The sequence below is a fragment of the Luteimonas sp. KH_071 genome (assembly GCF_057838005.1).
On sequence record NZ_CM174458.1, the window covers coordinates 663,027 to 689,060 of the forward strand.

Annotated in this window: 25 protein-coding genes; 12 read left to right on the forward strand and 13 right to left on the reverse strand. The window is 68.4% G+C overall.

What is annotated here, in order from left to right; genetic code table 11:
- Window positions 1-43: 43 nt before the first annotated feature.
- Window positions 44-1,456: a mannose-1-phosphate guanylyltransferase/mannose-6-phosphate isomerase gene (locus tag AC3IRM_RS03115; RefSeq protein WP_489204815.1), complete on the reverse strand. Its 1,413-nt coding sequence runs from the start codon at window positions 1,454-1,456 to the stop codon at window positions 44-46.
- A gap of 9 nt (window positions 1,457-1,465) precedes the next feature.
- Window positions 1,466-2,821 (reverse strand): phosphohexomutase domain-containing protein, encoded by a 1,356-nt coding sequence (locus AC3IRM_RS03120; RefSeq protein WP_489204816.1) that lies wholly within the window; start codon window positions 2,819-2,821, stop codon window positions 1,466-1,468.
- 135 nt (window positions 2,822-2,956) lie between these two features.
- Between AC3IRM_RS03120 and AC3IRM_RS03125 the strand changes: the two genes are divergently transcribed.
- Both AC3IRM_RS03125 and AC3IRM_RS03130 read left to right on the forward strand, forming a co-directional pair.
- Window positions 2,957-3,694 carry a CoA transferase subunit A gene (locus AC3IRM_RS03125; RefSeq protein ID WP_489204817.1) on the forward strand — a complete coding sequence of 246 codons (738 nt, stop codon included), beginning with the start codon at window positions 2,957-2,959 and terminating at the stop codon, window positions 3,692-3,694.
- On the forward strand, window positions 3,694-4,320 hold the full coding sequence (locus AC3IRM_RS03130) for a CoA transferase subunit B (protein WP_489204818.1): 627 nt from the start codon (window positions 3,694-3,696) through the stop codon (window positions 4,318-4,320). Before AC3IRM_RS03125 ends, AC3IRM_RS03130 begins: the two co-directional genes overlap by 1 nt.
- 56 nt (window positions 4,321-4,376) lie before the next feature.
- On the opposite strand, the gene AC3IRM_RS03135 is transcribed toward AC3IRM_RS03130, so the two are convergent.
- Window positions 4,377-4,760: a hypothetical protein gene (locus AC3IRM_RS03135; RefSeq protein WP_489204819.1), complete on the reverse strand. Its 384-nt coding sequence runs from the start codon at window positions 4,758-4,760 to the stop codon at window positions 4,377-4,379.
- Between the two features lie 153 nt (window positions 4,761-4,913).
- On the opposite strand from AC3IRM_RS03135, the gene AC3IRM_RS03140 reads away from it, so the two are divergent.
- A complete protein-coding gene (locus AC3IRM_RS03140) occupies window positions 4,914-5,492 on the forward strand; it encodes an alpha-ketoglutarate-dependent dioxygenase AlkB family protein (protein ID WP_489204820.1) in 579 nt (192 codons plus the stop codon).
- A 111-nt stretch (window positions 5,493-5,603) separates the two neighbouring features.
- On the opposite strand, the gene AC3IRM_RS03145 is transcribed toward AC3IRM_RS03140, so the two are convergent.
- The 4 genes from AC3IRM_RS03145 to AC3IRM_RS03160 are packed head-to-tail and all read right to left on the reverse strand — an operon-like array spanning window position 5,604 to window position 9,173.
- Window positions 5,604-6,302, reverse strand: coding sequence for an ABC-type transport auxiliary lipoprotein family protein (locus AC3IRM_RS03145; RefSeq protein WP_489204821.1), 699 nt, complete (start codon window positions 6,300-6,302; stop codon window positions 5,604-5,606).
- Complete coding sequence (locus AC3IRM_RS03150) at window positions 6,299-7,225, reverse strand: MlaD family protein (protein ID WP_489204822.1); 927 nt, start codon at window positions 7,223-7,225, stop codon at window positions 6,299-6,301. Before AC3IRM_RS03150 ends, AC3IRM_RS03145 begins: the two co-directional genes overlap by 4 nt.
- Window positions 7,225-8,058: an ABC transporter ATP-binding protein gene (locus AC3IRM_RS03155; protein ID WP_489204823.1), complete on the reverse strand. Its 834-nt coding sequence runs from the start codon at window positions 8,056-8,058 to the stop codon at window positions 7,225-7,227. Before AC3IRM_RS03155 ends, AC3IRM_RS03150 begins: the two co-directional genes overlap by 1 nt.
- A 2-nt stretch (window positions 8,059-8,060) precedes the next feature.
- Window positions 8,061-9,173: an ABC transporter permease gene (locus tag AC3IRM_RS03160; RefSeq protein WP_489204824.1), complete on the reverse strand. Its 1,113-nt coding sequence runs from the start codon at window positions 9,171-9,173 to the stop codon at window positions 8,061-8,063.
- A gap of 117 nt (window positions 9,174-9,290) precedes the next feature.
- On the opposite strand from AC3IRM_RS03160, the gene AC3IRM_RS03165 reads away from it, so the two are divergent.
- A complete protein-coding gene (locus AC3IRM_RS03165) occupies window positions 9,291-10,544 on the forward strand; it encodes a threonine/serine exporter family protein (RefSeq protein ID WP_489204825.1) in 1,254 nt (417 codons plus the stop codon).
- A 71-nt stretch (window positions 10,545-10,615) separates the two neighbouring features.
- On the opposite strand, the gene AC3IRM_RS03170 is transcribed toward AC3IRM_RS03165, so the two are convergent.
- The 3 genes from AC3IRM_RS03170 to AC3IRM_RS03180 all read right to left on the reverse strand — a co-directional run bounded on the left by AC3IRM_RS03170 (window position 10,616) and on the right by AC3IRM_RS03180 (window position 13,356).
- Window positions 10,616-10,990 carry an H-NS histone family protein gene (locus tag AC3IRM_RS03170; protein ID WP_489204826.1) on the reverse strand — a complete coding sequence of 125 codons (375 nt, stop codon included), beginning with the start codon at window positions 10,988-10,990 and terminating at the stop codon, window positions 10,616-10,618.
- 179 nt (window positions 10,991-11,169) lie between these two features.
- Complete coding sequence (locus AC3IRM_RS03175) at window positions 11,170-12,864, reverse strand: proline--tRNA ligase (RefSeq protein ID WP_489204827.1); 1,695 nt, start codon at window positions 12,862-12,864, stop codon at window positions 11,170-11,172.
- Window positions 12,865-12,939: 75 nt separating this feature from the next.
- Window positions 12,940-13,356, reverse strand: a complete 417-nt coding sequence (locus AC3IRM_RS03180; RefSeq protein WP_489204828.1) for a DUF4124 domain-containing protein — start codon at window positions 13,354-13,356, stop codon at window positions 12,940-12,942.
- A gap of 107 nt (window positions 13,357-13,463) precedes the next feature.
- On the opposite strand from AC3IRM_RS03180, the gene pssA reads away from it, so the two are divergent.
- Genes pssA through AC3IRM_RS03200 form a run of 4 tightly spaced genes read left to right on the forward strand, consistent with a single transcriptional unit; the run spans window position 13,464 to window position 15,835 of the window.
- Window positions 13,464-14,237 carry a CDP-diacylglycerol--serine O-phosphatidyltransferase gene (gene pssA, locus AC3IRM_RS03185; protein WP_489204829.1) on the forward strand — a complete coding sequence of 258 codons (774 nt, stop codon included), beginning with the start codon at window positions 13,464-13,466 and terminating at the stop codon, window positions 14,235-14,237.
- Window positions 14,234-14,488, forward strand: a complete 255-nt coding sequence (locus AC3IRM_RS03190) for a hypothetical protein (RefSeq protein WP_489204830.1) — start codon at window positions 14,234-14,236, stop codon at window positions 14,486-14,488. Before pssA ends, AC3IRM_RS03190 begins: the two co-directional genes overlap by 4 nt.
- Window positions 14,489-14,504: 16 nt before the next feature.
- Entirely contained in the window at window positions 14,505-14,984 is a 480-nt protein-coding gene (gene rimI, locus AC3IRM_RS03195; RefSeq protein ID WP_489205816.1) for a ribosomal protein S18-alanine N-acetyltransferase, read from the forward strand.
- Window positions 14,985-15,040: 56 nt separating this feature from the next.
- Window positions 15,041-15,835: an NYN domain-containing protein gene (locus AC3IRM_RS03200; RefSeq protein ID WP_489204831.1), complete on the forward strand. Its 795-nt coding sequence runs from the start codon at window positions 15,041-15,043 to the stop codon at window positions 15,833-15,835.
- A 21-nt stretch (window positions 15,836-15,856) separates the two neighbouring features.
- On the opposite strand, the gene AC3IRM_RS03205 is transcribed toward AC3IRM_RS03200, so the two are convergent.
- Entirely contained in the window at window positions 15,857-18,088 is a 2,232-nt protein-coding gene (locus AC3IRM_RS03205; RefSeq protein WP_489204832.1) for a primosomal protein N', read from the reverse strand.
- A 458-nt stretch (window positions 18,089-18,546) separates the two neighbouring features.
- Between AC3IRM_RS03205 and AC3IRM_RS03210 the strand changes: the two genes are divergently transcribed.
- Both AC3IRM_RS03210 and AC3IRM_RS03215 read left to right on the forward strand, forming a co-directional pair.
- Entirely contained in the window at window positions 18,547-19,509 is a 963-nt protein-coding gene (locus AC3IRM_RS03210; RefSeq protein WP_489204833.1) for a hypothetical protein, read from the forward strand.
- Window positions 19,496-20,137, forward strand: coding sequence for a DUF3106 domain-containing protein (locus AC3IRM_RS03215; RefSeq protein ID WP_489204834.1), 642 nt, complete (start codon window positions 19,496-19,498; stop codon window positions 20,135-20,137). Before AC3IRM_RS03210 ends, AC3IRM_RS03215 begins: the two co-directional genes overlap by 14 nt.
- A 17-nt stretch (window positions 20,138-20,154) precedes the next feature.
- Here the strand turns inward: AC3IRM_RS03215 and AC3IRM_RS03220 are convergent, their stop codons facing one another.
- A complete protein-coding gene (locus AC3IRM_RS03220) occupies window positions 20,155-21,336 on the reverse strand; it encodes a DUF3667 domain-containing protein (protein WP_489204835.1) in 1,182 nt (393 codons plus the stop codon).
- Window positions 21,337-21,515: 179 nt separating this feature from the next.
- Here AC3IRM_RS03220 and AC3IRM_RS03225 point away from each other — a divergent pair, with 179 nt between their 5' ends.
- Window positions 21,516-22,895: an MATE family efflux transporter gene (locus AC3IRM_RS03225; protein WP_489204836.1), complete on the forward strand. Its 1,380-nt coding sequence runs from the start codon at window positions 21,516-21,518 to the stop codon at window positions 22,893-22,895.
- A gap of 117 nt (window positions 22,896-23,012) precedes the next feature.
- A complete protein-coding gene (sppA, locus tag AC3IRM_RS03230; RefSeq protein ID WP_489204837.1) occupies window positions 23,013-24,908 on the forward strand; it encodes a signal peptide peptidase SppA in 1,896 nt (631 codons plus the stop codon).
- 71 nt (window positions 24,909-24,979) lie between these two features.
- On the opposite strand, the gene AC3IRM_RS03235 is transcribed toward sppA, so the two are convergent.
- Complete coding sequence (locus AC3IRM_RS03235; protein ID WP_489204838.1) at window positions 24,980-26,008, reverse strand: sugar kinase; 1,029 nt, start codon at window positions 26,006-26,008, stop codon at window positions 24,980-24,982.
- Between the last annotated feature and the right edge of the window lie 26 nt (window positions 26,009-26,034).

The following is a 26,034-nucleotide window of genomic DNA, read 5'->3' on the forward strand; positions in this document are numbered from 1 at the left end:
GGCGCCGCCGGGCGCCGTTCTGCGTTGAAATGATTCGCGCCGATCAGGCGCGTCCGTAGGTGTCCTCGAAACGCACGATGTCGTCCTCGCCCAGATAGCTGCCCGACTGCACTTCGATCAGTTCCAGCGGCACCTTGCCCGGGTTGCGCAGCCGATGCGTCACGCCGAGCGGAATATAGGTGCTCTGGTTCTCGCCCAGCAGCAGCACGTCGTTGCCGCGCGTGACTTCAGCCGTGCCGCTGACGACGATCCAGTGCTCGGCGCGGTGATGGTGCATCTGCAGGCTCAGCACGCCGCCGGGTTTGACCGTGATGCGTTTGACCTGATGCCGCGGCCCGTTGTCGATCGAGTCGTAGGCGCCCCACGGGCGGTAGACCTTGCGATGCCAGGCCGCCTGCGGCAGCTTCCGTGACTTGAGCTCGGCCACCACGTCCTTGACCTGCTGGATGCGGTCGCTGCGGCCGACCAGGATCGCGTCGGGCGTTTCCACGACGATCGTGTCTTCCAGCCCGATCATCGCGATCAGGCGTTCGCCGTAGGCATAGGTGTTGCGGCAGTCGATCGACACGACCTCGCCATGATGGGCATTGCCGTCGGCGTCCTGCGGGGAGACGTCCCGCAGACTGGCCCACGAGCCGACGTCGCTCCAGCCTGCGTCCAGCGGCATCACCACCGCAGCATCGGTCTTTTCCATGACCGCGTAGTCGATCGAGTCCGACGGACTTGCGGCAAACGCGTCGGCATCGAGACGGGTGAAGTCGACATCCTGGCGCGCGGCCGACCACGATGCGCGCACCGCAGCCAGCATGGCGGGCGCATGGCGCTCCAGTTCTGCGAGATAGACATCGGCGCGGAACAGGAACATGCCGCTGTTCCAGAAGTGATCGCCGGACGCGACGTAGGCCTGCGCGCGCGTCAGATCCGGTTTCTCGACGAAGGCTTCGACTGGCGCGGGACCCTCTCCTGTACCCGTCGTCGCCTTGATGTAGCCGTAGCCGGTTTCCGGCCCGCGCGGCACGACACCGAACGTCACCAGCTTGCCGGCCTCGGCCGCAGGCAGTGCGGCGCGCACAGCGGCGTGGAAGGCCTCGGGGGTCTGCACGACGTGGTCCGACGGCAGCACCAGCAGGACCGCATCCGGGATATTGCGCAGCGCTTCGAGTGCGGCTGCGGCAATTGCTGGCGCCGTGTTGCGACCGACCGGTTCGAGCACGATCGCCGTTGATGTCGCACCGACCTGCTGCAACTGCTCGGCGACAACGAAGCGGTGCGCCTCATTGGCGACGACGATCGGGCCGGCCTCACCTGCCAGCGATGCGACACGGAGCCAGGTGGCCTGCAGCATCGTGTGGTCACCCACCAGCGGCAGAAACTGTTTGGGATGCATTTCGCGTGACAACGGCCACAACCGGGTGCCGGAACCACCGGAAAGCAGGACAGGAACGATCTTGGACATGAAGGAATCTCAGGGCTTGGCCGACAGCAGGTCGGAAATTTCACGGGTACGCGCGTCGAGCAGAGCCTGATTCGCGCGGGTCTCGATATTGAGCCGCAGCAGCGGTTCGGTATTTGAACTGCGCAGGTTGAAGCGCCAGTCGCCGAAGTCGGCGCTGATGCCGTCGGTGCGGTCGATGTCAGGTGACTGCGCTGCGTAATGCGTCATCACGCGATCGACCGCAACTTTCGCATCCGCGACACGGAAGTTGATCTCGCCGCTGCACGGGAATTTCGCGACGCGCTCGGCCACGAGATCGCCCAACGAGCGTCCGCTGGTGGAGACGAGCTCGGCGATCAGCAGCCACGGAATCATGCCGGAGTCGGCATACGCGAACTCGCGGAAGTAGTGATGTGCGCTCATCTCGCCGCCGTAGACCGCGTCTTCGGCGCGCATTTTTTCCTTGATGAAGGCGTGGCCGCTCTTGCACAGCACAGGCACGCCGCCGGCGGCTTCGACCTGCTCGACCGTGTTCCAGACCAGGCGCGGATCGTGCACGACCTTGCCGCCGGGCTGCTTGGCGAGAATCGCCTCGGCCAGCAGGCCGACGAGGTAATAGCCTTCGATGAACGCACCCGTCTCGTCGAAAAAGAAGCAGCGGTCGAAATCGCCGTCCCAGGCGATCCCGAAATCCGCGCCATGTGTGCGCACTGCGTCTGCGGTGGCTTGGCGGTTCTCGGGCAACAAGGGGTTCGGGATGCCGTTCGGGAAGTTGCCGTCGGCCTCATGGAATACGCGGACGAATTCGAACGGCAGATGGGGGGCGAGCAGGTCGATGATCGTGCCCGCGCCGCCGTTGCCGGCATTGACGACGAGCTTGAGCGGACGCAGCGTCGCGCGGTCGACATAGCCGAGCAGGTGAGTGATGTAGGCCGACTTGTCGTGCATGGGTGTCTCGCGGCCCGGCGTCGCGACCGGCCCCGGCAGGTTGCGGGCCTCGACCGCATCGGAGATCGCGAACAGGCCCGTGTCCGAACTGATCGGCCGCGCATGCTCGCGCACCAGCTTCATGCCGTTGTAGTCCATCGGATTGTGGCTCGCGGTCACCATGACGCCGCCGGCGGCGCCGAGGTGATCGACCTGGAAGTAGACCTCTTCCGTGCCGCCGACACCGATGTCGATGATCTCGCGTCCCTGGCTGCGCAGGCCTTCGGACAACGCCGTCTGCAGTTCAGGACTGCTCAGGCGCACGTCGCGGCCCAGCACGATCGCGCCTGGCGGCAGCTGGCCGGCCAGTGCGATGCCGATGTCGCGGGCGAGGGCGGGATTGAGTTCGTCCGGCACGCGGCCGCGGAGGTCGTAGGCCTTGAAGGCGGGCAGGGGCATGTTCGATCCATCGGTGGGGAAGCCCGATTCTAGCGGCTCGCGTGGAGGGGACCGTTTGCGCCACTGCACCAAGGTCCAAGGCCGCGACCACGCGCAGCCGGTAGAATCGAAGGCCGTTGCGCCATGAGGATCACAATGAGCGAGCAGAGTTCCGCCGCGGGTCGACGCGGCAAGCAGTATCCCGATGCCGCGACGGCATTGGCCGACATCGTGGCCGACGGCCAGACCTTCGCGGTCGGCGGCTTCGGCCTGTGCGGCATTCCCGAGGCGCTGATCGCCGCGCTGCGTGATTCAGGCGTCAAGGACATCACCGCGATCTCCAACAACGCGGGCGTCGACGGTTTCGGCCTCGGTCAGCTGCTGGAGACCCGGCAGATCCGCAAGATGATTTCGTCGTATGTCGGCGAGAACAAGGAGTTCGAGCGCCAGTACCTCGGCGGCGAACTGGAGCTGGAATTCAACCCGCAGGGCACGCTGGCCGAGCGGCTGCGCGCCGGCGGTGCCGGCATCCCGGCGTTCTTCACCGCAACCGGCTACGGCACCATCGTCGCCGAGGGCAAGGAAACGCGCGAGTTCGACGGCAAGCACTACGTGCTGGAGACCGCGCTGACCGCCGATGTCGCGCTGGTCAAGGCGTGGAAGGCCGACAAGGCCGGCAATCTGGTGTTCCGCAAGACCGCGCGCAACTTCAACCCCGCCTGCGCGATGGCCGGCAAGATCTGCGTCGCCGAGGTCGAGGAGCTGGTCGAGATCGGTGACATCGATCCCGACCAGGTGCATCTGCCCGGTATCTACGTCGACCGCATCGTCGTCAACGCGACGCCCGAGAAGCGCATCGAACAGCGCACCGTGAAAGTCGGAGGAGCGAACTGATGGCCTGGACCCGCGATGAAATGGCCGCGCGCGCGGCGCGCGAACTGACAGACGGCGCCTACGTGAACCTCGGCATCGGCCTGCCGACGCTGGTGGCCAACCATATTCCGGACGGCATGAACGTCTGGCTGCAGAGCGAGAACGGTCTGCTCGGCATCGGCCCGTTCCCGACCGAAGACGAGGTCGATGCCGACCTCATCAACGCCGGCAAGCAGACCGTCACCGCGCGCATGGGCGCGAGCTACTTCGGCAGCCACGACTCGTTCGCGATGATCCGCGGCGGCCACATCGATCTGGCGATCCTCGGCGCGATGCAGGTCACCGGCAGCGGCGATCTCGCCAACTGGATGGTGCCCGGCAAGATGGTCAAGGGCATGGGCGGCGCGATGGATCTCGTCGCCGGTGTCAAGCGCGTCGTCGTGCTGATGGAGCACGTCGCGAAGGACGGCAGCCACAAGATCCTGCCCGAGTGCACGTTGCCGTTGACCGGCGTCGGCGTGGTCGACCGGATCATCACGGATCTCGCGGTGTTCGATGTGACCGCCGATGGGCTCGTGCTCGTGGAAACTGCCGATGGAGTTGATGCGGTAGAGCTGCAGGCCAGGACAGGCGTGCGTTTTCGCTGATTTAAGTCGCATGCTTTCGAGCGGCTCGCCGGCCAGAGGCGGCGAGCCGCTTGAATTCAGTCGCAGACAGGGCCGGCAACAACGGCGCGCGCGAGTTCGGTTTTCTCATTGCTGTCCTGAAGTACGAAAGTCATGCCGGGTCGCACCCAAGCCCCTGTTTCGCTACTGCCAGCTGCGCCACCCTCTGCAAACAGCTCGCCGGTGTCTTCGACAAGTACATCGACATCCGTCACACCGCTCGATTCGGCGATATCCCAACTGACGACCACGCTTCTAGGTGTGCAATCCAGAAGCGCTGCGGGATCCACGCGCAGCGGATCTGCCACCGGTGCACTACTGGTGATGGCGGGCGCTGCGGGCGCTTCGTGATCGGCGGCAGGGCGGTTGCAGGCTGAGAGGCAACCGATGACGACCGACAAGCTGATCAGTTGAGTGCGCATGCTGGGATAGCTCCTTGTTGATAGATAGCAACGAGATCGACGGTTCAGTCGATTCGGTTCTGCAGAAGGGGAAGTATCTGTGAGCTTGAAGGCTCCAGCCAACTGGTGCTTTGAGGCGGGGCTTCAGTTTCCAGTTGCAAGAGTAAGCTTGTGTTGAGAGATCCCGACATTCTGTTCTATCCAGCCTGGCTACCTCTAGGCGATGCGGATGCGCTGCATTCGGAACTGGTTGATGCCCTTCCTTGGGCCCGCCATCGCCTGCGCATCTTCGGGCGCCAGGTCGAGGCGCCGCGGCTCAGTTGCTGGATAGGCGATCCGGGCGCGATGTATCGATATTCGGGCACGCGGTTCGCGCCGGAGCCTTGGCCTGCGGCATTGGTGCCGGTGCGCGATGCGGTGTCCGAGACGGCGGGCATCGCTTTCAACAGCGTCCTCGCCAATCTGTATCGCGATGGACAGGACGCGATGGGCTGGCACAGCGACGACGAGCGCGAGCTCGGTCCCGAGCCGGTGATCGCGTCGCTGAGCCTCGGCGCGACGCGGCGGTTCGTGCTGAAGGCGCGTGCGCCGTATGCGGACGGCCGGTTCGCACGGCATGTACTCGAACTGCCGCACGGCAGTCTGCTGGTGATGCGCGGCGACACGCAGACCCGGTTCCGGCATGCGCTGCCGAGGACTGCGCGCCCGGTCGGGCCGCGGATCAATCTGACGTTCCGTCAGATTCTGTACTGAGGCGCGCGATGGCGGCCTGATCCACGGATCACGCGCAGCGCCGCAGGCGTCATGCGGCCGCGAAACGAAGGCCGATTGCTGCGCTACATCGGTGGGCTCTGAGCGAAAAACTCATCGCAGCGACGGCGTTGACACCGCAGGCCGGCGATCGTGTGTCGTCTCGTGTGCGTTGCCGGATTCGAGGATCCAGCCCACCATCTCGCCGCTGATGCCCTGGAGTGCAACCGAGAACGCATCGACGACCTGCGCGACTTCGGTGCTGGATGCGGGCTGCGCTGCGAGGAACGTGCGGGAACCCACCACGGTCTGATCAATGTTGTGGATCAGCTTGACGTTGGCCTCGATGGTGGCCGCCGGCAGCACGTTGCCGTTGTAGTCGGCTTCGAAGCGGCGCAGGTCGATGACCAGCTTGTAGTCGGCGGTGATGCCGGCGCCCTGCCGCGCGACCGCGGAGATGTGCCCCGAGTCCTCGAGCGTGCGCAAAACGGTGTCCTGGAGCATGTCGGTCGGTGTCTTGGACCAGCTGGCGCCCCGGTAGACCTGCAGCTCGGCCGGGGTCGGCCGCACCGCGATGCGGAAACTGTCGATCATGCGCGCCGCCGTAGGCGGGCTCAGCATGAGCTGCCAGTTCGCATGCGGCCATGCCGGATTCGCATCGACGCGCGGGTCGGGCGCGTAGATCGTCGAGCGCTCGCGGTCGCCACCACCTCCGCCCAGCAGCGAACTGCAGCCGGCGAGCAGGGTGCCGAAGGCGAGTGCGATGGCGAGACGGGGCAGGACGCGCCGCGCGGAAGTCGTGAGCGTGATCATTCGGGTTCGAATTCCTTGGGCGCGTCGCGACCGAGCAGGTAACGCGCGGGATTGGCATCGAGACGGTCGCTGATGCGGCGCAGGTCGCGAACCAGCGAACGCAGTTCGCCGAGCGTCGGTCCGAGCTGCGACAGTCCGTCGTTGGCGAAGCTGCTGATCGCCGCGCGGTTTTCGTTGAGGATGGTGTCCGCGCCGCCGGCAGCCGAATCCATGCGCGCCAGCGTGCTTTCCAGACTTGCGACGAGCGTCGGCAGCTTCTGCACCAGCTCGCGGTCGAAGTTGGTCATCGCCCGGTTGGTCGTGGTCAGCGTCTGCTCCAGCTGCTCGCTGGCGGTGCGCGCGTTGACGATGATCGCGGCGAGGTCCTCGCGCTGGCCCGCGACCGAGCCGGTCATGCCTTCGATGTTCTCCAGCGTGTTGGAGATGCGCGCGACGTTCTCCTCGCTGAGCACCTGGTCGAGGCGCTCGACCAGGCGGTTCGCGGTATCGGAAATGTTCTGCAGCGCCGAGGCCTCGGTCTGGATGATCGGCACGCGGTCGCTGTCTTCCGACACCAGCATTGGCGCTTCGGGCGAGCCGCCGGTGAGCTGGATGATCGGCGAGCCGGTCAGGCTGGTCATCGACATGCGCGCGCGGGTGTCGGTCTTGACCGGGGCGTTGGCCTGGATGCGCAGGCGCGCGATGACCTGGCGCGGGTCCTGCGGCGCGAGCTGCAGGTTGTCCACCGTGCCCACTGCGATGCCGTTGTACTGCACGCTGCTGCCTTCGCTCAGACCGGTCACCGGCTCACGGAAGACGACGTCGAACTCGTTCCAGCTGCGGTCGGACGAATACTTCGCCGCCCACAGCGCGAAGCCGAGCAGCGCGATCGACGCGATGAGCGTGAACGCGCCGATGAGGACGTAGTTGGCTCTGGTTTCCATCAGTGGGCTCCCGAGGCGTGGGCCTTGGCATCGCGTGCGGCACGGCCGCGCGGGCCGTGGAAATAATCCTGTATCCAGGGGTGATCGACCTGCTCGATCTCCGCCACCGGCGCCACCGCGATCACCTGTTTGTCGGCCAGTACCGCGATCCGGTCACAGATAGCGTACAGAGTGTCGAGGTCGTGTGTGATGAGAAACACCGTCAGTCCCAGCGCTTCCTGCAACGTGCGGATCAGACGGTCGAACGCGGCCGCGCCGATCGGGTCGAGGCCGGCCGTGGGCTCGTCGAGAAACAGCAGCGGCGGATCGAGTGCCAGCGCCCGCGCCAGGCCCGCGCGCTTGCGCATGCCGCCCGACAGTTCCGCCGGCAGCTTGTCGAGTGCGTTGGCCGGCAGGCCGGACAGCTTGACCTTCAGCAGCGCCAGTTCGTAGCGCAGCGAATCGCGCAGGTCCGGGTGGTGTTCCTTCAGCGGCACCTGCACGTTTTCGCCGACGGTCAGGGACGAAAACAGTGCACCGTCCTGGAACAGCACGCCGGTATTGCGCTCGATGTGCCGGCGCTCTTCGACATCGCGCGAGAGCGCATCCGCGCCCAGCACCTCGATGGTGCCGGCCTGCGGCGGACGCAGTCCGAGGATGCTGCGCATCAGCACCGACTTGCCGGTGCCCGAGCCCCCGACCACGCCGAGGATTTCGCCGCGGCGCACGTCGAGATCGAGATTGTCGTGCACGGTCTGCGTGCCGAACTGGTTGACCAGGCCGCGCACACGGATCGCGATCTCGTCGCCGAGGTCGTCCTGCGCTTGCGGGTCGCGGGCGGGCGTCTCGGACATCGTCACCATCCCACGTGCATGAACCAGATCGCGGCGAACGCGTCGAACACGATCACCAGCGAAATCGTCTGCACCACGCTCGAGGTGGTGCGCTCACCGACCGACTGCGCCGTGCCCTTGACCTGCAGGCCTTCCAGACAGCCGATCAGACCGATCACCATCGCGAAGATCGGCGCCTTGGACATGCCGACGAAGAAGTGGCGGACGTTCATGGTCTCGTACATGCGCGCCATATAGGCCTGCGGTGGAATGTCGAGGCTGAAGGCGCCGACGCACAGGCCACCAACGAGGCCGGCAATCATCGCGACGAAGGTCAGCAGCGGCAGCATCACCATCAGCGCGACCACGCGCGGGATCACCAGCAGGTCCACCGGGTCCAGACCGAGGGTGCGGATCGCGTCGACCTCCTCGCGGCTCACCATCGCGCCGATCTGCGCGGTGAACGCGCTGGCGGTGCGACCGGCGAGCAGGATCGCCGTCAGCAGCACGCCGAACTCGCGCAGGAATGCGATCGAGACCAATTCCACGACGAAGATCGTCGCGCCGAATTCCGACAGGACGGTCGAACCGAGAAAGGCGATCACCGCGCCGACCAGGAACGACAGCAGCGCGACCAGCGGCACCGCGTCCAGGCCGACCTGCTCCATGTGGTGCACGGTCGACGTCAGGCGGAAGCGCCGCGGCGACACCACCAGACGGCCGAGCTTGATCAGGGTTTCGCCCAGGAAGCTGACCAGCGAGACGATCTCGCGCCAGTTGTCGTGCATCGTCTCGCCGAGCCGCGCCAGTGCGGCCTGGAAGCCGTAATCGCGCTTCTTCTTCGGGCGGTCGTAGGCGACATCCTCGATCGCTTCGACCAGCGCGTGGTGGTCGTCGCGGAAGCGGAACGTCGAAAAATCGAGGTTGCGCTTGTGGGCGAAGCGCAGCAGTTGCAGCACGCCCACCGAATCCAGCCGGTCGACGCCACTGGCATCCACCACGCCCGACGGCGCCTCTTCCGCGCGCAGCACCCGCTCGATGTCGGTGGCGTGCGCCAGCGTCCACTGCCCGTGCAGCCGCAGCGACCCACCGTCACCGGAATCGGCGCTGGGCGTGGCGTGTCGAGGGACGGTCATGCAGGCATCGGTCGGTCGAGGTGCAAACGCCGGTGAGCATACCGAAATCAGGTGTGACGCTGCGCATCACGGCGGGGCGGCCTACCGGGCGCCGGACGCCCGTGCGATCCTGTACCGATGTCCGGCGCCACTCCGCTCACCACTGCCAGCTACGCCACGCGCATCGCCTTCGTGGTCGAGTTGGCCGAGCATCTGCACGCCTATGGCACCACCGCACAGCGCCTCGAAGGTGCGGTGATCGCGGTGACCCAGCAACTCGGGATCGACTGCGAGCCCTGGGTCAACCCGACCGGCATGGTGCTGTCGTTCAGCGATCCACTGCGGCCGCCGGGTGACAGCGATACCACCCGAGTGATCCGCATGTCGCCGGGCGACGTGGATCTCTACAAACTGTGCGAGACCGACCGGATCGCCGAGCAGGTGATGGCCGGCGAAATGGACCTGGCCGAGGGCTACGCCGCCTTGCGCGCGCTCGACGCGCGCGAGCCGCGCGCTTGGGGCAAGGCGGCGCAGGTCATGGGCTTCGCGATGGTGGCGATGGGCGTCGCCGGTCTGTGGCGGCTGCCGTGGGCCGACATCGCGACGGCCGGCACCATCGGCCTGCTGATCGGCCTGCTCGACATGGTCACGCGCAACGGCACGCGGCTGAAGGAAGCGCACGAGGCGCTGGCCGGCATGCTGGCCGGCCTGGTCGCGATCCTGGTCTCGGCCTTCGTCGCCCCGCTGAATCTCAATACCGTGGTCATCGCCTCGCTGATCGTGATGCTCCCGGGTATGGCGCTCACCAACGCCATCAACGAACTGACCAGTCAGCATCTGGTGTCGGGTACTGCGCGCTTCGCCGGTGCGATCACCACCGTGCTCAAGCTCACCATCGGCACGATCATTGCGCTGACGTTGATGCAGCTGCTCGGTGTCACCCCGAACGTCCGCGCGCTGCGACCGCAGCCGGACTGGGTGGAGTGGGCGGCATTGGCCACTGCGGCGGGTGCGTTCGCGATCCTGTTCCGGGCCGGGCGCCGCGACGTGCTGCTGGTGATGGCCGCCGCTGCATCGGGATATCTGATCTCGCGTTGGGTCGGCGCGGCGCTGGGGCCGAACATCGGCCTGTTCGTTGCGGCGCTGGTGACCACCGCCGCAGGCAACGGCTACGCGCGCTGGGCGAACCGCCCGGGCGCGGTGATCCGGGTGCCGGGCCTGATCATGCTGGTACCCGGCAGCAACAGCCTGCGCGGGCTGATGAATCTGGTCCAGCAGCAGGACATGGCCGCAGGCCAGGAAGCCGCGCTCGTGGTGATGAACATCGTGCTGGCCCTGATCGCCGGTCTGCTGTTCGGCAACGTCGTGTTGCCGGCGCGCAAGAATCTCTGACGCCGCACACGAAAACGCCCTCCATGCGGAGGGCGTCGTCGAGGCGTGTCGCGCGGCTCGCGCCGCCACGATCACTTCTGGATCAGGAACTCTTCCAGCTTGCGGCCCTTCTTGGTGTGCGCGGCCAGCCACAGCGGCTGCTTGCCACGACCGGTCCAGGTCTCGTTCTTGTTCGCGGGGTTGCGGTACTTCGGCGCCACCTTGCCGAGTTTGCGACCCTTGGTCGCGCTCTTGCGCGTCGCCGGGGCTGCGGCCGACGTCGCGCGCGGCGCGCTGCCACCGAACAGCTCGGCGATGCTGTAACCCTCGGCCGCGGCCATGTCGGTCAGCTTCTTGCGGACGGCCGTCAGCGGCTTGCGCTTCTTGAGCGTGGTCTTGCGCTCCTTGGCCTGGGTGATCAGCGCGTCGAGCTGCTGGGGGGAAAACGCATTGAGGTCAAACGCCATTCGAGTCGGCTCCGGCTGATTATTGGGAATACCAGTCCATTGGCATGGGCCGCATCTTAATCCTGTTTATCCCGGGCCAACAAACCCGCCACGCGCGACCGCGCGACCCGCATGGGCGGGCCGCGTGCGGGTCCGGGATTATCCGGCGGTAAATACCGCCGGTTCCGCCGCGGAAACCTTCAGCCGCGCAGGCGCGAAAACAGCGCTTCGCGGTCGAGATTCTCGGCCTCGCTGGCATTGCGTGCGCGATATTCGAACGCGCCCGACTCCAGGCCGCGCGCCGATACCACGACGCGATGCGGGATGCCGATCAGCTCGATGTCGCCGAACATCATGCCCGGGCGCAGGCCACGGTCGTCGAGCACGGTGTCGAAGCCGGCCGCGCCGAGTTCGCGATACAGAGCGTCCGCGGCCTCGGCCACGTGCGCCTCGTTCTTCGGGTTGATCACGCACACCGCCACCTGCCACGGCGCCATCGCGAGCGGCCACAGGATGCCGTTGGCGTCGTGGTTCTGCTCGATCGCCGCGGCGACGATGCGCGACACGCCGATGCCGTAGCAGCCCATGAAGGGCACGGTCGCCTTGCCGTTCGCGTCGAGCACCTTGAAGTTCATGGCCTCGGCATATTTGCGGCCGAGCTGGAACACGTGGCCGACCTCGATGCCACGGGCGACTTTCAGTTCACCGCCGTCTTCGGCGCGATCGCCCGCGACGACGTCACGGATATCGGCGACGATGTCGGCCTCGGGCAGGTCGCGTCCCCAGTTGACGCCGGCGATGTGGAAACCGGATTCGTTGGCACCGACGACGAAGTCGGCAAGTGCGGCGACTTCCAGATCGGCGACGACGCGGATCGGCCTGGCGGCACCGATCGGCCCGAGGAAGCCAGGCGCGGCGCCGAGATGCGCGGCGATTTCCGCTTCGGTCGCCATGCGGTAATCGGCCAGGCCTTCGACCTTGGCGAGCTTGATCGCATTGACCGCGTGGTCGCCGCGCACCAGTGCGAGCACGAAGGCTTCGCCGGCCATCAGTGCGATCGATTTCGCAGTGCGCGCGAGCGGAATGTCGAGCAGGGCGGCGACGTCCTCGCAGGTTTTCTGTGTCGGCGTGTCCACCTTGCGCAGGTCTTCCGACGCTGCCGGACGCGGCGCGGGCGCCGCGGCGCGCGCGGCTTCGACATTCGCGGCGTAGTCCGAGCCGGTCGAGAACACCAGCGCGTCCTCGCCCGAATCGGCGATGACGTGGAACTCCTGCGAGGCGTCACCGCCTATCGCGCCCGAGTCTGCCTGCACGGAGCGGAACTCCAGGCCCAGTCGGGTGAAGATGCGGGTGTAGGCGGCATGCATCTTCTGGTACGAGGCGGCCATGCCGGCCTCGTCGATGTCGAACGAGTAGGCGTCCTTCATCAGGAACTCGCGAGCGCGCATCACGCCGAAACGCGGGCGGATCTCGTCGCGGAACTTGGTCTGGATCTGGTAGAAGTTCACCGGCAGCTGCTTGTAGCTCGCCAGTTCGCTGCGCGCGAAATCGGTGATGACTTCCTCGTGCGTCGGGCCGAAGCAGTACCAGCTCTCCTTGCGATCCTGCATCTTCAGCAGCTGGCCGCCGAATTTTTCCCAGCGGCCGGTTTCTTCCCACAGCTCGCGCGGCTGCACGGCCGGCATCAGCAGTTCGATCGCGCCGGCGGCGTCCATCTCCTCGCGCACGATGCCCTCGACCTTGCGCAGCACGCGCAGGCCCAGCGGAGACCACGTGTAGAGGCCGGCGCCCAGCTTGCGCAGCATGCCGGCCTTGAGCATCAGCTTGTGGCTGGTGACCTCGGCATCGGCGGGCGTTTCTTTCTCGGTGCGGAGATGGAACTGCGACAGGCGCATCGGCGGCTTCTGGCTGGGAACGGGGGGCGATAGTGTGCCACGCGCCCCGCGCGTCCCGGCCCGCCGGCCGGGGTGTCAGCGGCAGTAGGCGCGCACCGCGGCTTCCGACAGCGCGAGCTGGTCGGCGCGTTCGTTGCCGGCCAGTTCGCGCGGCTTGCCGTCGGCACCGAGCTGCTGCACCGCGCCTTCGCCCTTGAGCGCTGCGACGTTGCTGCGGGCGAGTTCGCACTGGCTGGTGTCGCCGCCGGCGTTCGCGGTCGTCGCTGCGGCCGCAGGCGCGGCGACGGGTGCAGGCGTCGTGGGCGTGGACGAGGCGGCCGTGCCGTGCACGTTGCGCACTTCGAAGCGCGTGCCCGCGGGCGGCGGCGTCTGCGAGTAGTGGGTGACGCCGCGCGCGTCCTTCCAGCTGTAGACCTCGCTGGCGGCAAGCGGAGTGGCGAGCAGGGCGGCGGTGATGAGCAGTGCAAGGGCGGTCACGGAAGTGCGGCGCATGGCGGTCCCCGGCAGGTGCTCGAATGTGGCGGCGATTGCAGCACTCCGGGGCCGCATGCGCAACCGCTGTCGCCGGGCGGCCCGATGCAGGCGCTACACTGGCCCGCATGAGCCAACCCGACCCGACCCCGCGCCGCGGCCGCGGCATCTACCTGCTGCCGAACCTCTTCACGACCGGCGGCCTGTTCGCGGGGTTCTTCGCGATCATCGCCGCCTCGCAGGGGCGCTTCAGCGCCGCCTGCATCGCGATCTTCGTCGCCGCGGTACTCGATGGGATCGACGGCCGGGTCGCGCGCCTGACCAATACCCAGAGCGAGTTCGGCGTGCAGTACGACTCGCTGGCCGATCTGATCAGCTTCGGCCTGGCGCCGGCGCTGGTGATGTACCACTGGTCGCTGATGGCGATGCGCCTCGACGGCACGACGCTCGGCAAGATCGGCTGGCTGGGTGCATTCCTCTACGCCGCGTGCGCGGCCTTGCGTCTGGCGCGCTTCAACAGCCAGGTGGCCACCGTCGACAAGCGGTATTTCGTCGGCCTGGCAAGTCCGGCCGCGGCAGGTCTGATGGCGAGTTTCGTCTGGACCTGCCACGAACTCGATTTCACCGGCGACGCGCTGCGCTATGTCGCGCTCGCGGTCACCGTGGTCTGCGGCCTGCTGATGGTCAGCCGGATCCGCTACACCAGCTTCAAGGGCAGCGGCACCGGACCGAAGGCCGATCGCGTGCCGTTCGTCGCGCTGGTCGTCGCGGTCGGCCTGCTGATCGCGATGTGGGTGGATCCGCCCAAGACCCTGCTGATCGCCGCCGTGCTGTACGCACTGTCGGGACCGGGTCTGTGGGTGTGGCGCCGCCGCCGCGGAGGCGCGGAGACCGCATCGTGACCTGGGACGCGCTGCAGATCGCGGCGCTCGATGCGCTGGGCTTTGAGCGCTACCGCGTGCAGGTGCCCGGTCAGGTGTTGCCGGACGATCCGCTGGTGGACCCGTTGCTGCGAGCCGCAGGCCTGCATCGTGATGGCGACGGCGCGTTCGCGCTCGTGCGCAGTCTCGGCGCGTTGTCGGATCTGCGCTCGGCGTCGGCCAAGCGCGCGCTGTGGCCACGCCTGCGCCGGATGCGCCGCAATGGCAGCTGAGCCCGACACCCGGGCGATGCCGGATGTCGCCGCTGCGGCGCGCGACTGGGCGCTGCGGCCGATGCGCGCGACCGATGTCGACGCGGTCATGGAGATCGAACTGCGCGCGTATCCGTTCCCGTGGACGCGCGGCATCTTCGACGACTGCCTGCGCGCGGCGTACCCGGCGTGGGTGCTGCATGTCGACCGGCGGCTCGCCGGCTACGGCGTGCTGAGCGTCGCCGCCGGCGAAGCGCACGTGCTCAACGTGTGCGTCGATCCCGACCTGCAGGGCCGAGGCCACGGCCGCCGCCTGTTCCGCGCGCTGGTGGATCTGGCCCGGCAACACGGCGCGCAGCGCGTGTTTCTCGAAGTGCGACCGTCGAATCCCAATGCGGTTGCGCTCTATCACGACGAAGGCTTCAACGAGATCGGCCGGCGGCCGCGTTACTACCCGGCGCACAACGGCCGCGAGGACGCGATCGTCATGGCCCGCGAACTGTTCGGCGCGGACTGAATCCCGCCGCCGCGTTGCATCCGGCGCGCGCTGCGCGCCCCGACCGGAGGACCGCCATGGGCGAACACACCCGCATCGACAACGAGAAACGCATCGCGCTGCTGATCGATGCCGACAACGCGCCGGCGGCGAAGATCGACGTGATCCTGGCCGAAGTCGCGCGCCATGGCGCCGCCAATGTGCGCCGCGCCTACGGCAACTGGAAGAGCCAGCATCTCGTGAGCTGGGAGAAAGTGCTGCACGAATATGCGATCCGACCGATCCAGCAGTTCGCCTACAGCACCGGCAAGAACGCGTCCGACATGGCGATGGTCATCGACGCGATGGACCTGATGTACGCGCGCAATCTCGACGGCTTCGCCATCGTGTCCAGCGATGCGGATTTCACCCCGCTGGTGATGCGGCTGCGCAACGACGGCTACGCGGTCTACGGTTTCGGACAGGAGAAAACGCCGACGCCGTTCGTCAAGGCATGCTCGACGTTCCTCTATCTGGAAAAACTGCGCGCGGCCGACGAGGTCGACAGCGGCGGCACGACCAAGCCGCGCACCGGCGGCGAACTGCAGGCCGATCGCGAACTCGTGCAATTGCTGCGTAACGCAGTGTCGGCGGGCGCCGACGATGCCGGCTGGTCGCATCTGGGCGAAGTCGGCAGTCACGTGCGCAACCAGGGCTCGTTCGACGCGCGCAACTATGGCTATCGCAATCTCAGTGCACTGATCGATGCGACCGGGCTGTTCGAAGTGCGCCGGGTCGGGCAGGCGGTCGAGATCCGCGAGGCGCCGAAAAAGCCGGCCGCGAAACAGGCCTCGCGGGCACGCGGTCGCCGCAAACCTGCAGCGACCGACTGACGCAACCGCGTTCCGGTCGACTCAGTAGAGATCCACCGGATCCACATCCAGCGACCAGCGTGCGCGGCGCGCTTCGGGCAGCGCGTGGATCAGCGGCAGGGCCGCATCGAGAATGGCGTGCAGGCGCGGACGCTGATCGGTGGCGATCAGCAGTTGCGCGCGATACACGCCGGCGCGGCGCGGCATCGGTGCGACCACCGGGCCATCGAGCAGCAGTGTCGGCATGCCGGCGGCGTCGCGTCCGGCATGCGGGGCCAGCACGCGGCGTGCGGCCTGCAGGAACGCCATCGGCGGTTCCGCCTGCTGCGATTCGGCGCGCAGCAGCGCGAGCGGTGCGAACGGCGGAAAGCCGGCGGATTCGCGCTGCATCAGTTCCTCGGCGGCGAAGGCGTGATAGCCACCGCGGATCAGCGTCAGCAGCAGCGGGTGCTCCGGATGATGGGTCTGCAGCAGCACGGTGCCGGCTTTCTCCGCGCGTCCGGCGCGGCCCGCGACCTGGATCAGCAGTTGCGCGAGTTTCTCGCCGGCGCGGAAGTCGGCCGAGAACAGGCCTTCGTCGATGCCGACCACGCACACGAGTGTGAGATTCGGCAGGTCGTGGCCCTTGGCCAGCATCTGCGTGCCGATCAGGATGCCCGGCTGGCTGCCGAGTTCGCCGAGCAGGCCTTCGAGCGCATCGCGGCGGCGCGTGCTGCCGCGGTCGATGCGCAGCACCGGCACGTCATTGAAGCGCGCGGCCAGCAGCTCTTCGATACGTTCGGTGCCCACGCCCTGTGGCTGCAGGCCCAGACTCGCGCAATCGGGGCAGGCCGGCGGCGCGCTCGCGCGATGGCCGCAGTGATGGCATTGCAGGCGACGGCCGCCGGCGTGCACGGTCATCGGATGCGGACGATCGGGTGTGCTGCAACGCGGGCAGTGCGCACTCCAGCCGCAGTCGTGGCACAGCAGCACCGGTGCGTAGCCGCGGCGGTTCTTGAACACCAGCACCTGTCCACCGGCGGCGAGTGCGGCGGAGATCGCTGCGAACATCTCGGGTGACAGGCCGGCCTCGAGCGGGCGCTTGCGCACATCGAGCACGCGCACGGTCGGCGGCTTGGCCGCACCCGCGCGATGGGTCAGGCGCAGATGCGCGTAGCGGCCGGAGACGGCGTTCTGCAGCGATTCCAGCGACGGCGTCGCGCTGCCCAGCAGCACGGGCACATCGAGCGCCTTGGCGCGCACCAGTGCAAAATCGCGCGCGTGATAGCGGATGCCGTCCTGCTGTTTGTAGCTGCCGTCGTGTTCTTCGTCGACGACGATCAGCCCGGCATCGGGCAGCGGCACGAATACGGCCGACCGGGTGCCGACGACGACGCGCGCCTCACCGCGCGCCGCGGCCGCCCAGACCCGCGCGCGCTCGCCATCGCCCAGCCCCGAGTGCAGCGCGTGGACGGGCACGCCGAGGCGGGCACGGAAGCGCGCCAGCGTCTGCGGGGTCAAGCCGATCTCAGGCACCAGCACCAGCGCCTGCCGTCCGCGCGCCAGGCACTCCGCGATCGCCTGCAGATAGACCTCGGTCTTGCCGCTGCCGGTCACGCCATCGAGCAGCAGCGCGGCGAAACCGGTACACGCGGCGACCGCATCGACCACCTGTTGCTGCTCGTCGTGCAGTGCGGGACCGGGTTGCGGCGTGGGGGCCAACTGCGAGGCGGGAATCGCGAAGCGTTCGGCCAGTCCCCGACCGGCCAGCGTGCGCGCGGCGGCGCGCCAGCCGTCCATCGCCAGATCCAGTGCGTCCTCGTCGCGCGGGGTCGGCGCGAGCAGGGTGGCCAGGCGCTGTGGGCGGCCACCGGCCTTCAGTCCGGACAGCGCCGTCTGGCCGGCTTCGGTCAGTCGCCAGGCCCAGGCGTGGGTGTCGGGCAGTGCCTCGCCGCGGCGCAGGGCCGCGGGCAGTGCCGTCGCCAGGACCTCGCCGAGCGGCGCGTGGGTGTAACGGGCCAGCCAGCGCAGCGACGCGGCGAGCTCGCCGCGCAGCAGCGGGGCATCGTCGCGCCATTCGATGGCGGTGCGCAGTGCCTGCGACGGATCGTCAGGCGGGCCGACCGCGGCGACCACACCGATCAATTCGCGCGGTCCGAAAGGCACCCGCACGCGTCGGCCGACTGCATCCGAAGGGACGGGCGTGCCGCCCGGCGCGATGTAGTCGAACAGGCGCGGCAGCGGCACCGGCAGGGCGACCTGGAGTACGGGAGCAGGAGGGTTCGAAGCGGTCACCGGCAAAGTCTATCGGGTCGCTCGCGGGGGTCACGCATTTGCGCGCGTAACCTCGCTTGACTTGGACGTTGTGGTCGCAAGTGCCGGAAAGGAAAGGGTTTGCCGCTTATCCACACGATCTGTGGATAAGCCTGTGCATACACACGTCCGAATGCGACGTTATGCGGTATTCAGTGCGGTAAAGGATGGGTTGGACAAAAAAGTGCCATATGCCGAATATCCATACATATCAAACACATAGCCGTGAAACATTGTTGTCATGCAGCATCTGCACCTCGTCATCTTCAGCTGGGTGACAGCGTTGTGAACCCTGTGAACAACCACTTGCGCGCGCCGCGGCCTGTGGAACGTTTTCGATGCGCGCTGTCAAGGGTGGGGCAACGGCGCCGGATGGCTATCATGCGCGGTCGCACACGCCGGCCCCGATGACCACGCCCTCCCAGTCAGCGCCCCCAGGTATGTCCTCCGCCGTCGCTGCGTTCCTGCGCGGGGTGGAGCGGCGCGCGGCCGCGTTCGCGCAGTGGCAGAGCGGCGACATCGAGACCGGTGATGCCGCGCTGGCGGCCGCAATGACCGATTTCGGCCAGCTGGCGACCAATACCCCGTTTCCTGACTGGCCGCGCCGGTTCTGGGCCCAGCTGCTGGCCTCGCCGGCGCTGCGTGCGCCGGCGGTGCTGCCCGACGATGCCGATGGCCTGCCGGCACTGGCGGGGCTGTCGGGTGGTCCGCGGGTGACGGTGCTGCTGCGGATGGTGGCCGGACTGCCGGAGCACGAAGCGGCCGCGGTGCTCGGCGTGACCCGGGCCACGTATCGGCTGGGCCTGCAGCGGGCCCTGCCGCATCGCGAGGACGGCAGTCCCGATCCGGAAGCCTGGCGCCGCATCGCGGAAGCCGCGCAGGCGGCCATCCGCGCGCTGCCGCCGGACCGGCTGGCGCGCCTCGCCGGTCTGCGCGAGGCGGCGCTGCGCGGCCAGGTGCCGCCGCTGCGCCGGTTTCCGCTGCAGCGTGCGGTCGTCGCGCCGCCACCGGCGGAGGCCGCCGCGCCGACGGCGCGGACGCGCGCGCGCTGGCTGTGGCCGGCGCAGGCGGTCGTTCTGGTCGCGATGCTGGGCGCGCTGGCCTGGACCTGGCGCGATGCATTGCCGGGTGGCGGTCTCGACGACGACACGACGATCCGGATCGAAGCCTTGCCCGACGCGCAGGCGCCGGCCTCGACCTACGACGACGAGATCGCGCTGCTGACCGCGCCCGAGTTCGAACTGCTGACCGAGACCGACACCGCGATCTGGCGCGAGGACCCCGCGTTCTATGCATGGCTGTCCACGCAGATCGAAACCCCGACCGACGACACCCGTGACGCCCATCTCGACGATGTGCCGGACGCCGCCGATGGCATGGAAACCACCGATGCCGAACTCTGAGCGCGTGCTGTGCAGCGCCGGCCTCGCGTTGCTGCTGCTCGCCGCGCCATTGGCGCAGGCCGCGCTGCCGGCTGCGCTCAAGGCGGACACGCTGCCGGCCGCCGAACGCGCGCAACTCGAAGCCCGGGCCGCGCGTCTGGCGCGGATGACGCCTGCAGAGCGCGACGCACTGCAGGCGCGTCTGGCGGCATGGCAGATCCTGCCGGCCGCCGAACGCGCGCGTCGGCGGATCGCCTGGCAGGCGGCCGACACGCTGCCGCACGCCGAGCGCATGCAGCTGCAGCGGGCGGCTGCGCATTTCGACACGTTGCCAGAACCCGAACAGCGCGCACTGCGACTGGCCTTCGAACAGCTCGATCTGAGCCTGCGCCGCGGCTGGCTGCTGGGCCCGGTGCTCGGCGTCGACTGGCCGCGCCTGCATCCCCTGTTCTCGGCGATGCCAGAAGCACAACGCGTCCCGGTGCTGCTCGCGCTGCGCGCGACTTCGTTGCAGGCGCGCGACGATCTGGCCGCACTCGCGCAACGCACGCCGCCGCACGAACGCGACGCGTTGCGCGCGCAATGGCTGGCGGTGCCGGCCGACACGCGCGATGCGTGGTTGCGCGCCCGGGTGACCGGCACGCCCTGAGGGTTTCGAGCGCGACGCTACAACGCGTACAACGCGTAGCCCGCCATCGGAATGGCGACGCTGAGGAACAAGGCGAAATACAGCATGCCGATGACGGCGAACTTGACCAGTGTCCATGGCCACGACTGGCCGTAGACGCGCTTCTGCATCAGCAGCAGATAGACCGGCATCGCCCACAGCAACAGCGCCTGCAGCAGTCCCACGACGCCGGTTGCCCACGCCGCATGCGTGGTCAGCCAGGGCATCGCGAGCGCGCCGCAGAACACCAGCAGCAGACCCAGCATCAGCGCCGCGTGGCTGTAGAGGCCGACGACGACGTGTTCGAGATACAGCCGCCGCTGGAACAGGTAGAGCAGCTTGAGCAGCACCGCGAACAGCGGCACCAGGATGAACAATGCGGTCGGGGCGACGCCGAGCACCGCGCGCGCATAGAGCTGCGGATCGTCGCGCAGACGCGTGACGTTGCGCTCGATGCGTTCGCCGATCGGGCCGCCGACGGTGGGTGGCGCGCGGGACGTGGCCACCGTGTCAACCGGCGTGGCGGTCGTGGCCGGTGTCTCGGCGGGTGGCGCTGCAGAGTCGGCGAGCGCGGGCGCTGGGGACTCGTCCGGAGATTCCTGCGGCGCGCCGTCAGCTGCCAGTTCCGCAATGCGCGCGTCCGCATGGGCGCGCACCTCCGCCTCCGCGATGTCCAGCTGGGGCGTCACGCCCGGCACCGCGCCCACGGTGCGCCGGGTTTCGGCGATGTCGGCGAGTGCGTCGTCGCGCATCGTCCGCACGGCGTCGATGGTGTGCGCCTGCGAGAATTCGGTGGTGACATCGTCGGTGCGCACCATCTGGCCAGGCTCGAGCGCCTGCATCGCGTCGAGAACGACGAACTTCGCGACGAAGAACGTCAGCAGCGTCAGGATCACGAACAACCGCATCGGGGCCACGTAGCGCACGCGGTGGCCGGCGAGATAGCGGTTGGCGATGCGGCCGGGCACGAACAGGTCGCGCACCGTGCGGAAGATGCGCCCGTCGAGATGCCAGAACGATTCGAACACTTCCTCCACCGCATGCGCGACGTGGCGCACGGGGCTGTGCGTGGACTGGCCGCAGGCGTGACAGAAATCGCCGTGCAGCGGCGTACTGCAGTTCTCGCAGGCGGACGGGTGCGGATGATCGGACGTCAGTGACGGCGGGGCGGCGTGGGACATGCGCGGACGGATTCCTGGCAAGGCCGCAGCGGCGCGGCTGCGGACACGGAAAAAGACGGGGCTGGCGCACCGCGCGTGTCGCTCCCCTGCGCGGCGTGGCGCTAGAATGCCCGTCCTTCGCGCCCCGGTGCCAGCGCACGCATCCGTCGTACGCGCGGCCGCAGTCGCAGAGTCGCCCCATGTCTTCCATCATCACGCCGCCGCCCTTCGGTCACGAAGTGCGGCGCACCGCCGTTCTGGCGGCCCCGCTGGTCGCCGGCCATGTCGCTACCGGCCTGATCGGCTTCGTCGATTCCGTCATCGCCGGCCACCACGGCACCGCCACGCTGGCGGCGGTCGCGGTGGGCACGGCGATCTTCTGGCTGCCGTTGATGGTGCCGATGGGCACGCTGATGGCGGTGCCGCCGTCGGTGTCGCAGCTCGACGGTGAAGGCCGCCACGCCGAAGTCGGCCCGCTGTTCCGCCAGGCGTTGTGGCTGGCGGCGGGGCTGGGGCTGGCGCTGTTCGGGCTGCTGACGGCGTTGGCCGCCGGGCTCGGCCCGTTCGGCATCGCCCCGGACATCGTGCCGGGCGCGACCGCGTTCCTGCACGGCATCCGCTGGGGCGTGCCGGCGCTGACGCTGTACTTCTGCATGCGCTATCTCAGCGACGGCCTGCACTGGACGTTGCCGACGATGGTGTTCGGCTTCGGTGGCCTCGCCGTGCTGGTGCCGATGGGCTATGCGCTCGCGTTCGGTTGGGGGCCGTTCCCCGAGCGCGGCGCCGGCGGCCTGGGGGTCGCGTCGGCGATCATGATGTGGATGCAGTCGATCGCGTTCGCGCTGTATCTGGCGCTGTCGAAGCGCTTCGCCCGCTATCAGCTGTTCACCCGGTTCGATCCACCGCGCTGGGCGGAGATCCGCGCGCTGCTGCGCACCGGCCTGCCGATCGGCGTGACGGTGACGATGGAAGGCAGCCTGTTCGTCGTGACCGCGCTGCTGATCGGCCGGCTCGGCGAGATCGAGGCGGCCGCGCACCAGATCGCGATCAACGTCGCCGCGCTGTGTTTCATGGTGCCCTTCGGCCTGGCCGAGGCGACGACCGTGCGCGTGGGCAATGCGATCGGCCGCGGTCTCGGCAGCGCCGGCGTGCGCCGCGCAGGGTTCGCGGGGCTGACCCTGGTGCTGATCACGCAGACGATTTCGGGTGTGCTGCTGTTGCTGGGCCACGATCACGTCGTGGGGATCTACACCGAGGACGCCGCGGTGGCCGCGCTCGCCGGCTCGCTGCTGCTGTATGCCGCCGCGTTCCAGTTTCCGGACGGCATCCAGGCGCTGTCGGCCGGCGCGCTGCGCGGGCTCAAGGACACCCGCGTGCCGATGTTCCTGGCCGCAGCCGCGTACTGGGGCGTGGGCATGGCGCTGGGCGCCACGCTTGGTCTCGGCCTGGGCTGGGGACCGAAGGGCATGTGGATCGGCCTGATCGCCGGCCTGGCCGTCGCCGCGGTGCTGCTGGGCACCCGATTCCTGCGCAGCAGCCGGCGCGTGCCTGCGCCGACCGTGGATCCGACGGCACAGTGACGACCGGCGCATGCATTGGCCTGCCGCGCCCGGTAGGCTGCGCCCTGGGATGGACCATGGCCGCACCGCTGCCGGCGGCCGACGCCCGACACTTTTTCTGATGGAGCCGTTTCACGCATGAGTACTGTGCAGCCACGCGCGCCGCTGACGCGCTTCATTGTCGGCATCTGGGACGGGATGAATTTCATCCGCCGGTTGATCCTCAATGTCCTGTTCTTCGGCCTGCTGTTCCTGTTCGCGCTGCTGGTGCTGATCGCCATCGTCGGCGGCAGTTCGCGGCAGTCGCCACTGCTCGACCGCACCACGCTGGTCATCGCGCCCGAAGGCGCGCTGGTCGAGCAGTACAGGTCCGACCCGTTCATGCGCGCGCTGGCCGAAAGCAGCGGCAGCGGCGTGGGCGAAGTGCAGCTGCGCGACGTGCTGCGCGCGCTGGAAGCGGCCAAGACCGACGACCGCATCGAACGCGTGCTGCTGCGCACCGATCGCATGACGTTCTCCGGCTACGCGTCGATGCGCGAAGTGGCCGACGCGATTGCCGAAGTCCGCGCGGCCGGCAAGCAGGTCGTCGCGTTCGGCGAGTATTTCGGACAGCAGCAGTATCTGCTCGCCGCGCAGGCCGACGAGGTCTATCTCGATCCCGAAGGCGGCATGATGCTCGAAGGCCTCGCCGGCTACCGCCAGTACTACCGCGAGGCGCTGGAAGACAAGCTCGGCGTGGACGTCCACCTGTTCAAGGTCGGCGAGTACAAGTCGGCGGCCGAGCCCTACATCCTCGACGGCGCGTCGCCGGAGTCCAAGGAAGCCGATCTCTACTGGATGAACGACATCTGGCAGCGGCACATCGCCGACATCGCCAGGGTGCGCGGCACCACGCCCGAGGCGCTCAACGCCGGCGTCGACACGCTGCCGCAGGGCATCGAAGCTGCGCAGGGCGATCTGGCGCAGTACGCCCTGTCGCAGAAGTTCGTCGACGGGCTGAAGACGCGTGGCGAGGTCGAAGACCTGCTGGTCGAACGTGGCGTCGCCGACGAAGATGCCGAGGGCGGGTTCCGCCAGGTCTCGATGCGTGATTTCCTCGCGCACGTGTCGCCGGCCAGTTCGGCTGCGGACCGTCGCGCCCAGGTCGCGGTGGTCGTCGCCGAAGGCGGCATCACCGGTGGCGAGCAGCCGCCGGGCACGATCGGTGGCGAGTCGACCTCGGCCCTGCTGCGCGAAGCGCTCGAAGACGAACACGTGAAGTCGGTCGTGCTGCGCGTGGATTCGGGCGGCGGCGAAGTGTTCGCCTCCGAGCAGATCCGTCGCGAGGTCGATGCGCTCAAGGCCGCAGGCAAGCCGGTGGTGGTGTCGATGGGCGATGTCGCCGCATCGGGCGGCTACTGGATCAGCATGAACGCCGATCGCATCTACGCCGATGCGTCGACGATCACCGGTTCGATCGGCATCTTCGCGCTGGTGCCGACCTTCCCGCGCACGCTGGAAAAGATCGGCGTGCGGACCGACGGCGTCGGCACGACGCGCTTCGCCGGCGCGTTCGATCTGACCCGCGAGCTGCAGCCCGAAGCCGGGCAGGCGATCCAGGCGATCATCGATCGCGGCTACGCCAATTTCATCGGCAAGGTCGGCGAGGCGCGTGGCCGCAGCGCGGACGAGATCGACATGGTCGCCCGCGGTCGCGTGTGGAGCGGCACCCAGGCGCTTGACCGTGGCCTCGTCGACGAACTCGGCGGTCTGCGCACGGCGATCGCCAAGGCTGCCGAGCTCGGTGGGCTGGAGGAAGGCAAGTGGCGCACGCGCTACGTCGAGCGGACCGCGACCCCGTTCGGGCGTTTCCTGACCGGGTTCGTCAGCGGCGGTCTTGGCGGCGCGCTGGTCGGCCACAGCGATATCGCACGCGGCATGCTGGCCCGCGTGGTCCCGCGTGCCGAGCAGGACCTGCAGCTGCTCGAAAGCGTGATCACCCCGCAGCCGGGTCGTCCGGTCAAGGCGGTCGCGTACTGCTTCTGCGAGCTCTGACGCCGCGCAGGTTCCGAAACGCAAACGGCCCGCCAATGGCGGGCCGTTTGCGTTGGTCTGTCACAACCCGCTCAGCGGCGTACGTCGAGCCGCGCGCTGTCGACCAGTGCATCCACGTCGGCGACACCGACCAGATTGAAGTCGCCCGGCACGCTGTGCTTCAGCCGCGCCGCCGCGAGGCCGAACGCGAGCGTGCGCGCGTCGTCCAGGCCCGACAGCACGCCGTGCAGCACGCCGGCAGCGAATGCATCGCCGCCGCCGATCCGGTCGACGATGGCGTCGACGGGCAGGGCGTCGATCCGCTGCACGCTGCCACCGCGGCGCACCAGCAACGCGCCGAGCGCGTGGCGGTCCACGCTGTGCACCGTGCGTTGCGTGCACGCAATGCACTGCAGATGCGGGAACGCGGCGAACGCCCGTGCGGATGCCTGCAGGGTGCGTTCGGCGCTGGCGTGTTCGCCGGTCTCGGATGCCTCCACGCCGAGCGCGAGATCGATATCCCGGTGATCGATGAAGGCGATGTCCGCTTCCGCCAGCAGGCCACGCAGCAATGGCGCCGGTGTGTCGTTCCACGTGACCCACAGTTTCGGACGGAAATTGCCGTCGAACGAAACCGTCGTGCCGCGGGCGCGTGCGGCGCGCACCGCGGCGAGTGCCGCATCGGCCGCATTCGGGCCGACTGCCGGGGTGACGCCCGAAACGTGCAGGCAGTCGATACCCTCGAGCAGGGCCGGCCAGTCGTAGGTGGCCGGCGCAGCGCACGCAAACGCGGAATTGGCCCGGTCGTAGACCACGTCGCTGGGCCGTAATCCGGCGCCGGCGGCAAAGAAGTACAGGCCCATGCGACCGGGGGCCCGGATGACCCGCGAGACATCCACACCATGACGGCGCAATTCGCCCAATGCGCCGTCGCCCAGCGCATTCGCGGCGACCGTACCGGCAAGCGCCGTCTCATGGCCGAAGCGCGCCAGCGAGACCGCGACGTTGGTTTCCGCCCCGCCGACGTGGACGGCCAGATGACGCGATTGCAGCAGCAATTCGCGCCCGGGGGCGCCCAGGCGCAGCAACAGCTCGCCGAAACAGAGAACGCGTTTGCCCATCGTGGCAGTGCCTTTCGATCGGGCCC

Coding starts and splice junctions, on each gene's coding strand:
- AC3IRM_RS03115 (WP_489204815.1), bottom strand. CDS start 1,456: ATGTCCAAGATCGTTCCTGTCCTGCTTTCCGGTGGTTCCGGCACCCGG.
- AC3IRM_RS03120 (WP_489204816.1), bottom strand. CDS start 2,821: ATGCCCCTGCCCGCCTTCAAGGCCTACGACCTCCGCGGCCGCGTGCCG.
- AC3IRM_RS03125 (WP_489204817.1), top strand. CDS start 2,957: ATGAGCGAGCAGAGTTCCGCCGCGGGTCGACGCGGCAAGCAGTATCCC.
- AC3IRM_RS03130 (WP_489204818.1), top strand. CDS start 3,694: ATGGCCTGGACCCGCGATGAAATGGCCGCGCGCGCGGCGCGCGAACTG.
- AC3IRM_RS03135 (WP_489204819.1), bottom strand. CDS start 4,760: ATGCGCACTCAACTGATCAGCTTGTCGGTCGTCATCGGTTGCCTCTCA.
- AC3IRM_RS03145 (WP_489204821.1), bottom strand. CDS start 6,302: ATGATCACGCTCACGACTTCCGCGCGGCGCGTCCTGCCCCGTCTCGCC.
- AC3IRM_RS03150 (WP_489204822.1), bottom strand. CDS start 7,225: ATGGAAACCAGAGCCAACTACGTCCTCATCGGCGCGTTCACGCTCATC.
- AC3IRM_RS03155 (WP_489204823.1), bottom strand. CDS start 8,058: ATGTCCGAGACGCCCGCCCGCGACCCGCAAGCGCAGGACGACCTCGGC.
- AC3IRM_RS03160 (WP_489204824.1), bottom strand. CDS start 9,173: ATGACCGTCCCTCGACACGCCACGCCCAGCGCCGATTCCGGTGACGGT.
- AC3IRM_RS03165 (WP_489204825.1), top strand. CDS start 9,291: ATGTCCGGCGCCACTCCGCTCACCACTGCCAGCTACGCCACGCGCATC.
- AC3IRM_RS03170 (WP_489204826.1), bottom strand. CDS start 10,990: ATGGCGTTTGACCTCAATGCGTTTTCCCCCCAGCAGCTCGACGCGCTG.
- AC3IRM_RS03175 (WP_489204827.1), bottom strand. CDS start 12,864: ATGCGCCTGTCGCAGTTCCATCTCCGCACCGAGAAAGAAACGCCCGCC.
- AC3IRM_RS03180 (WP_489204828.1), bottom strand. CDS start 13,356: ATGCGCCGCACTTCCGTGACCGCCCTTGCACTGCTCATCACCGCCGCC.
- pssA (WP_489204829.1), top strand. CDS start 13,464: ATGAGCCAACCCGACCCGACCCCGCGCCGCGGCCGCGGCATCTACCTG.
- rimI (WP_489205816.1), top strand. CDS start 14,505: ATGCCGGATGTCGCCGCTGCGGCGCGCGACTGGGCGCTGCGGCCGATG.
- AC3IRM_RS03200 (WP_489204831.1), top strand. CDS start 15,041: ATGGGCGAACACACCCGCATCGACAACGAGAAACGCATCGCGCTGCTG.
- AC3IRM_RS03210 (WP_489204833.1), top strand. CDS start 18,547: ATGTCCTCCGCCGTCGCTGCGTTCCTGCGCGGGGTGGAGCGGCGCGCG.
- AC3IRM_RS03215 (WP_489204834.1), top strand. CDS start 19,496: ATGCCGAACTCTGAGCGCGTGCTGTGCAGCGCCGGCCTCGCGTTGCTG.
- AC3IRM_RS03220 (WP_489204835.1), bottom strand. CDS start 21,336: ATGTCCCACGCCGCCCCGCCGTCACTGACGTCCGATCATCCGCACCCG.
- AC3IRM_RS03225 (WP_489204836.1), top strand. CDS start 21,516: ATGTCTTCCATCATCACGCCGCCGCCCTTCGGTCACGAAGTGCGGCGC.
- sppA (WP_489204837.1), top strand. CDS start 23,013: ATGAGTACTGTGCAGCCACGCGCGCCGCTGACGCGCTTCATTGTCGGC.
- AC3IRM_RS03235 (WP_489204838.1), bottom strand. CDS start 26,008: ATGGGCAAACGCGTTCTCTGTTTCGGCGAGCTGTTGCTGCGCCTGGGC.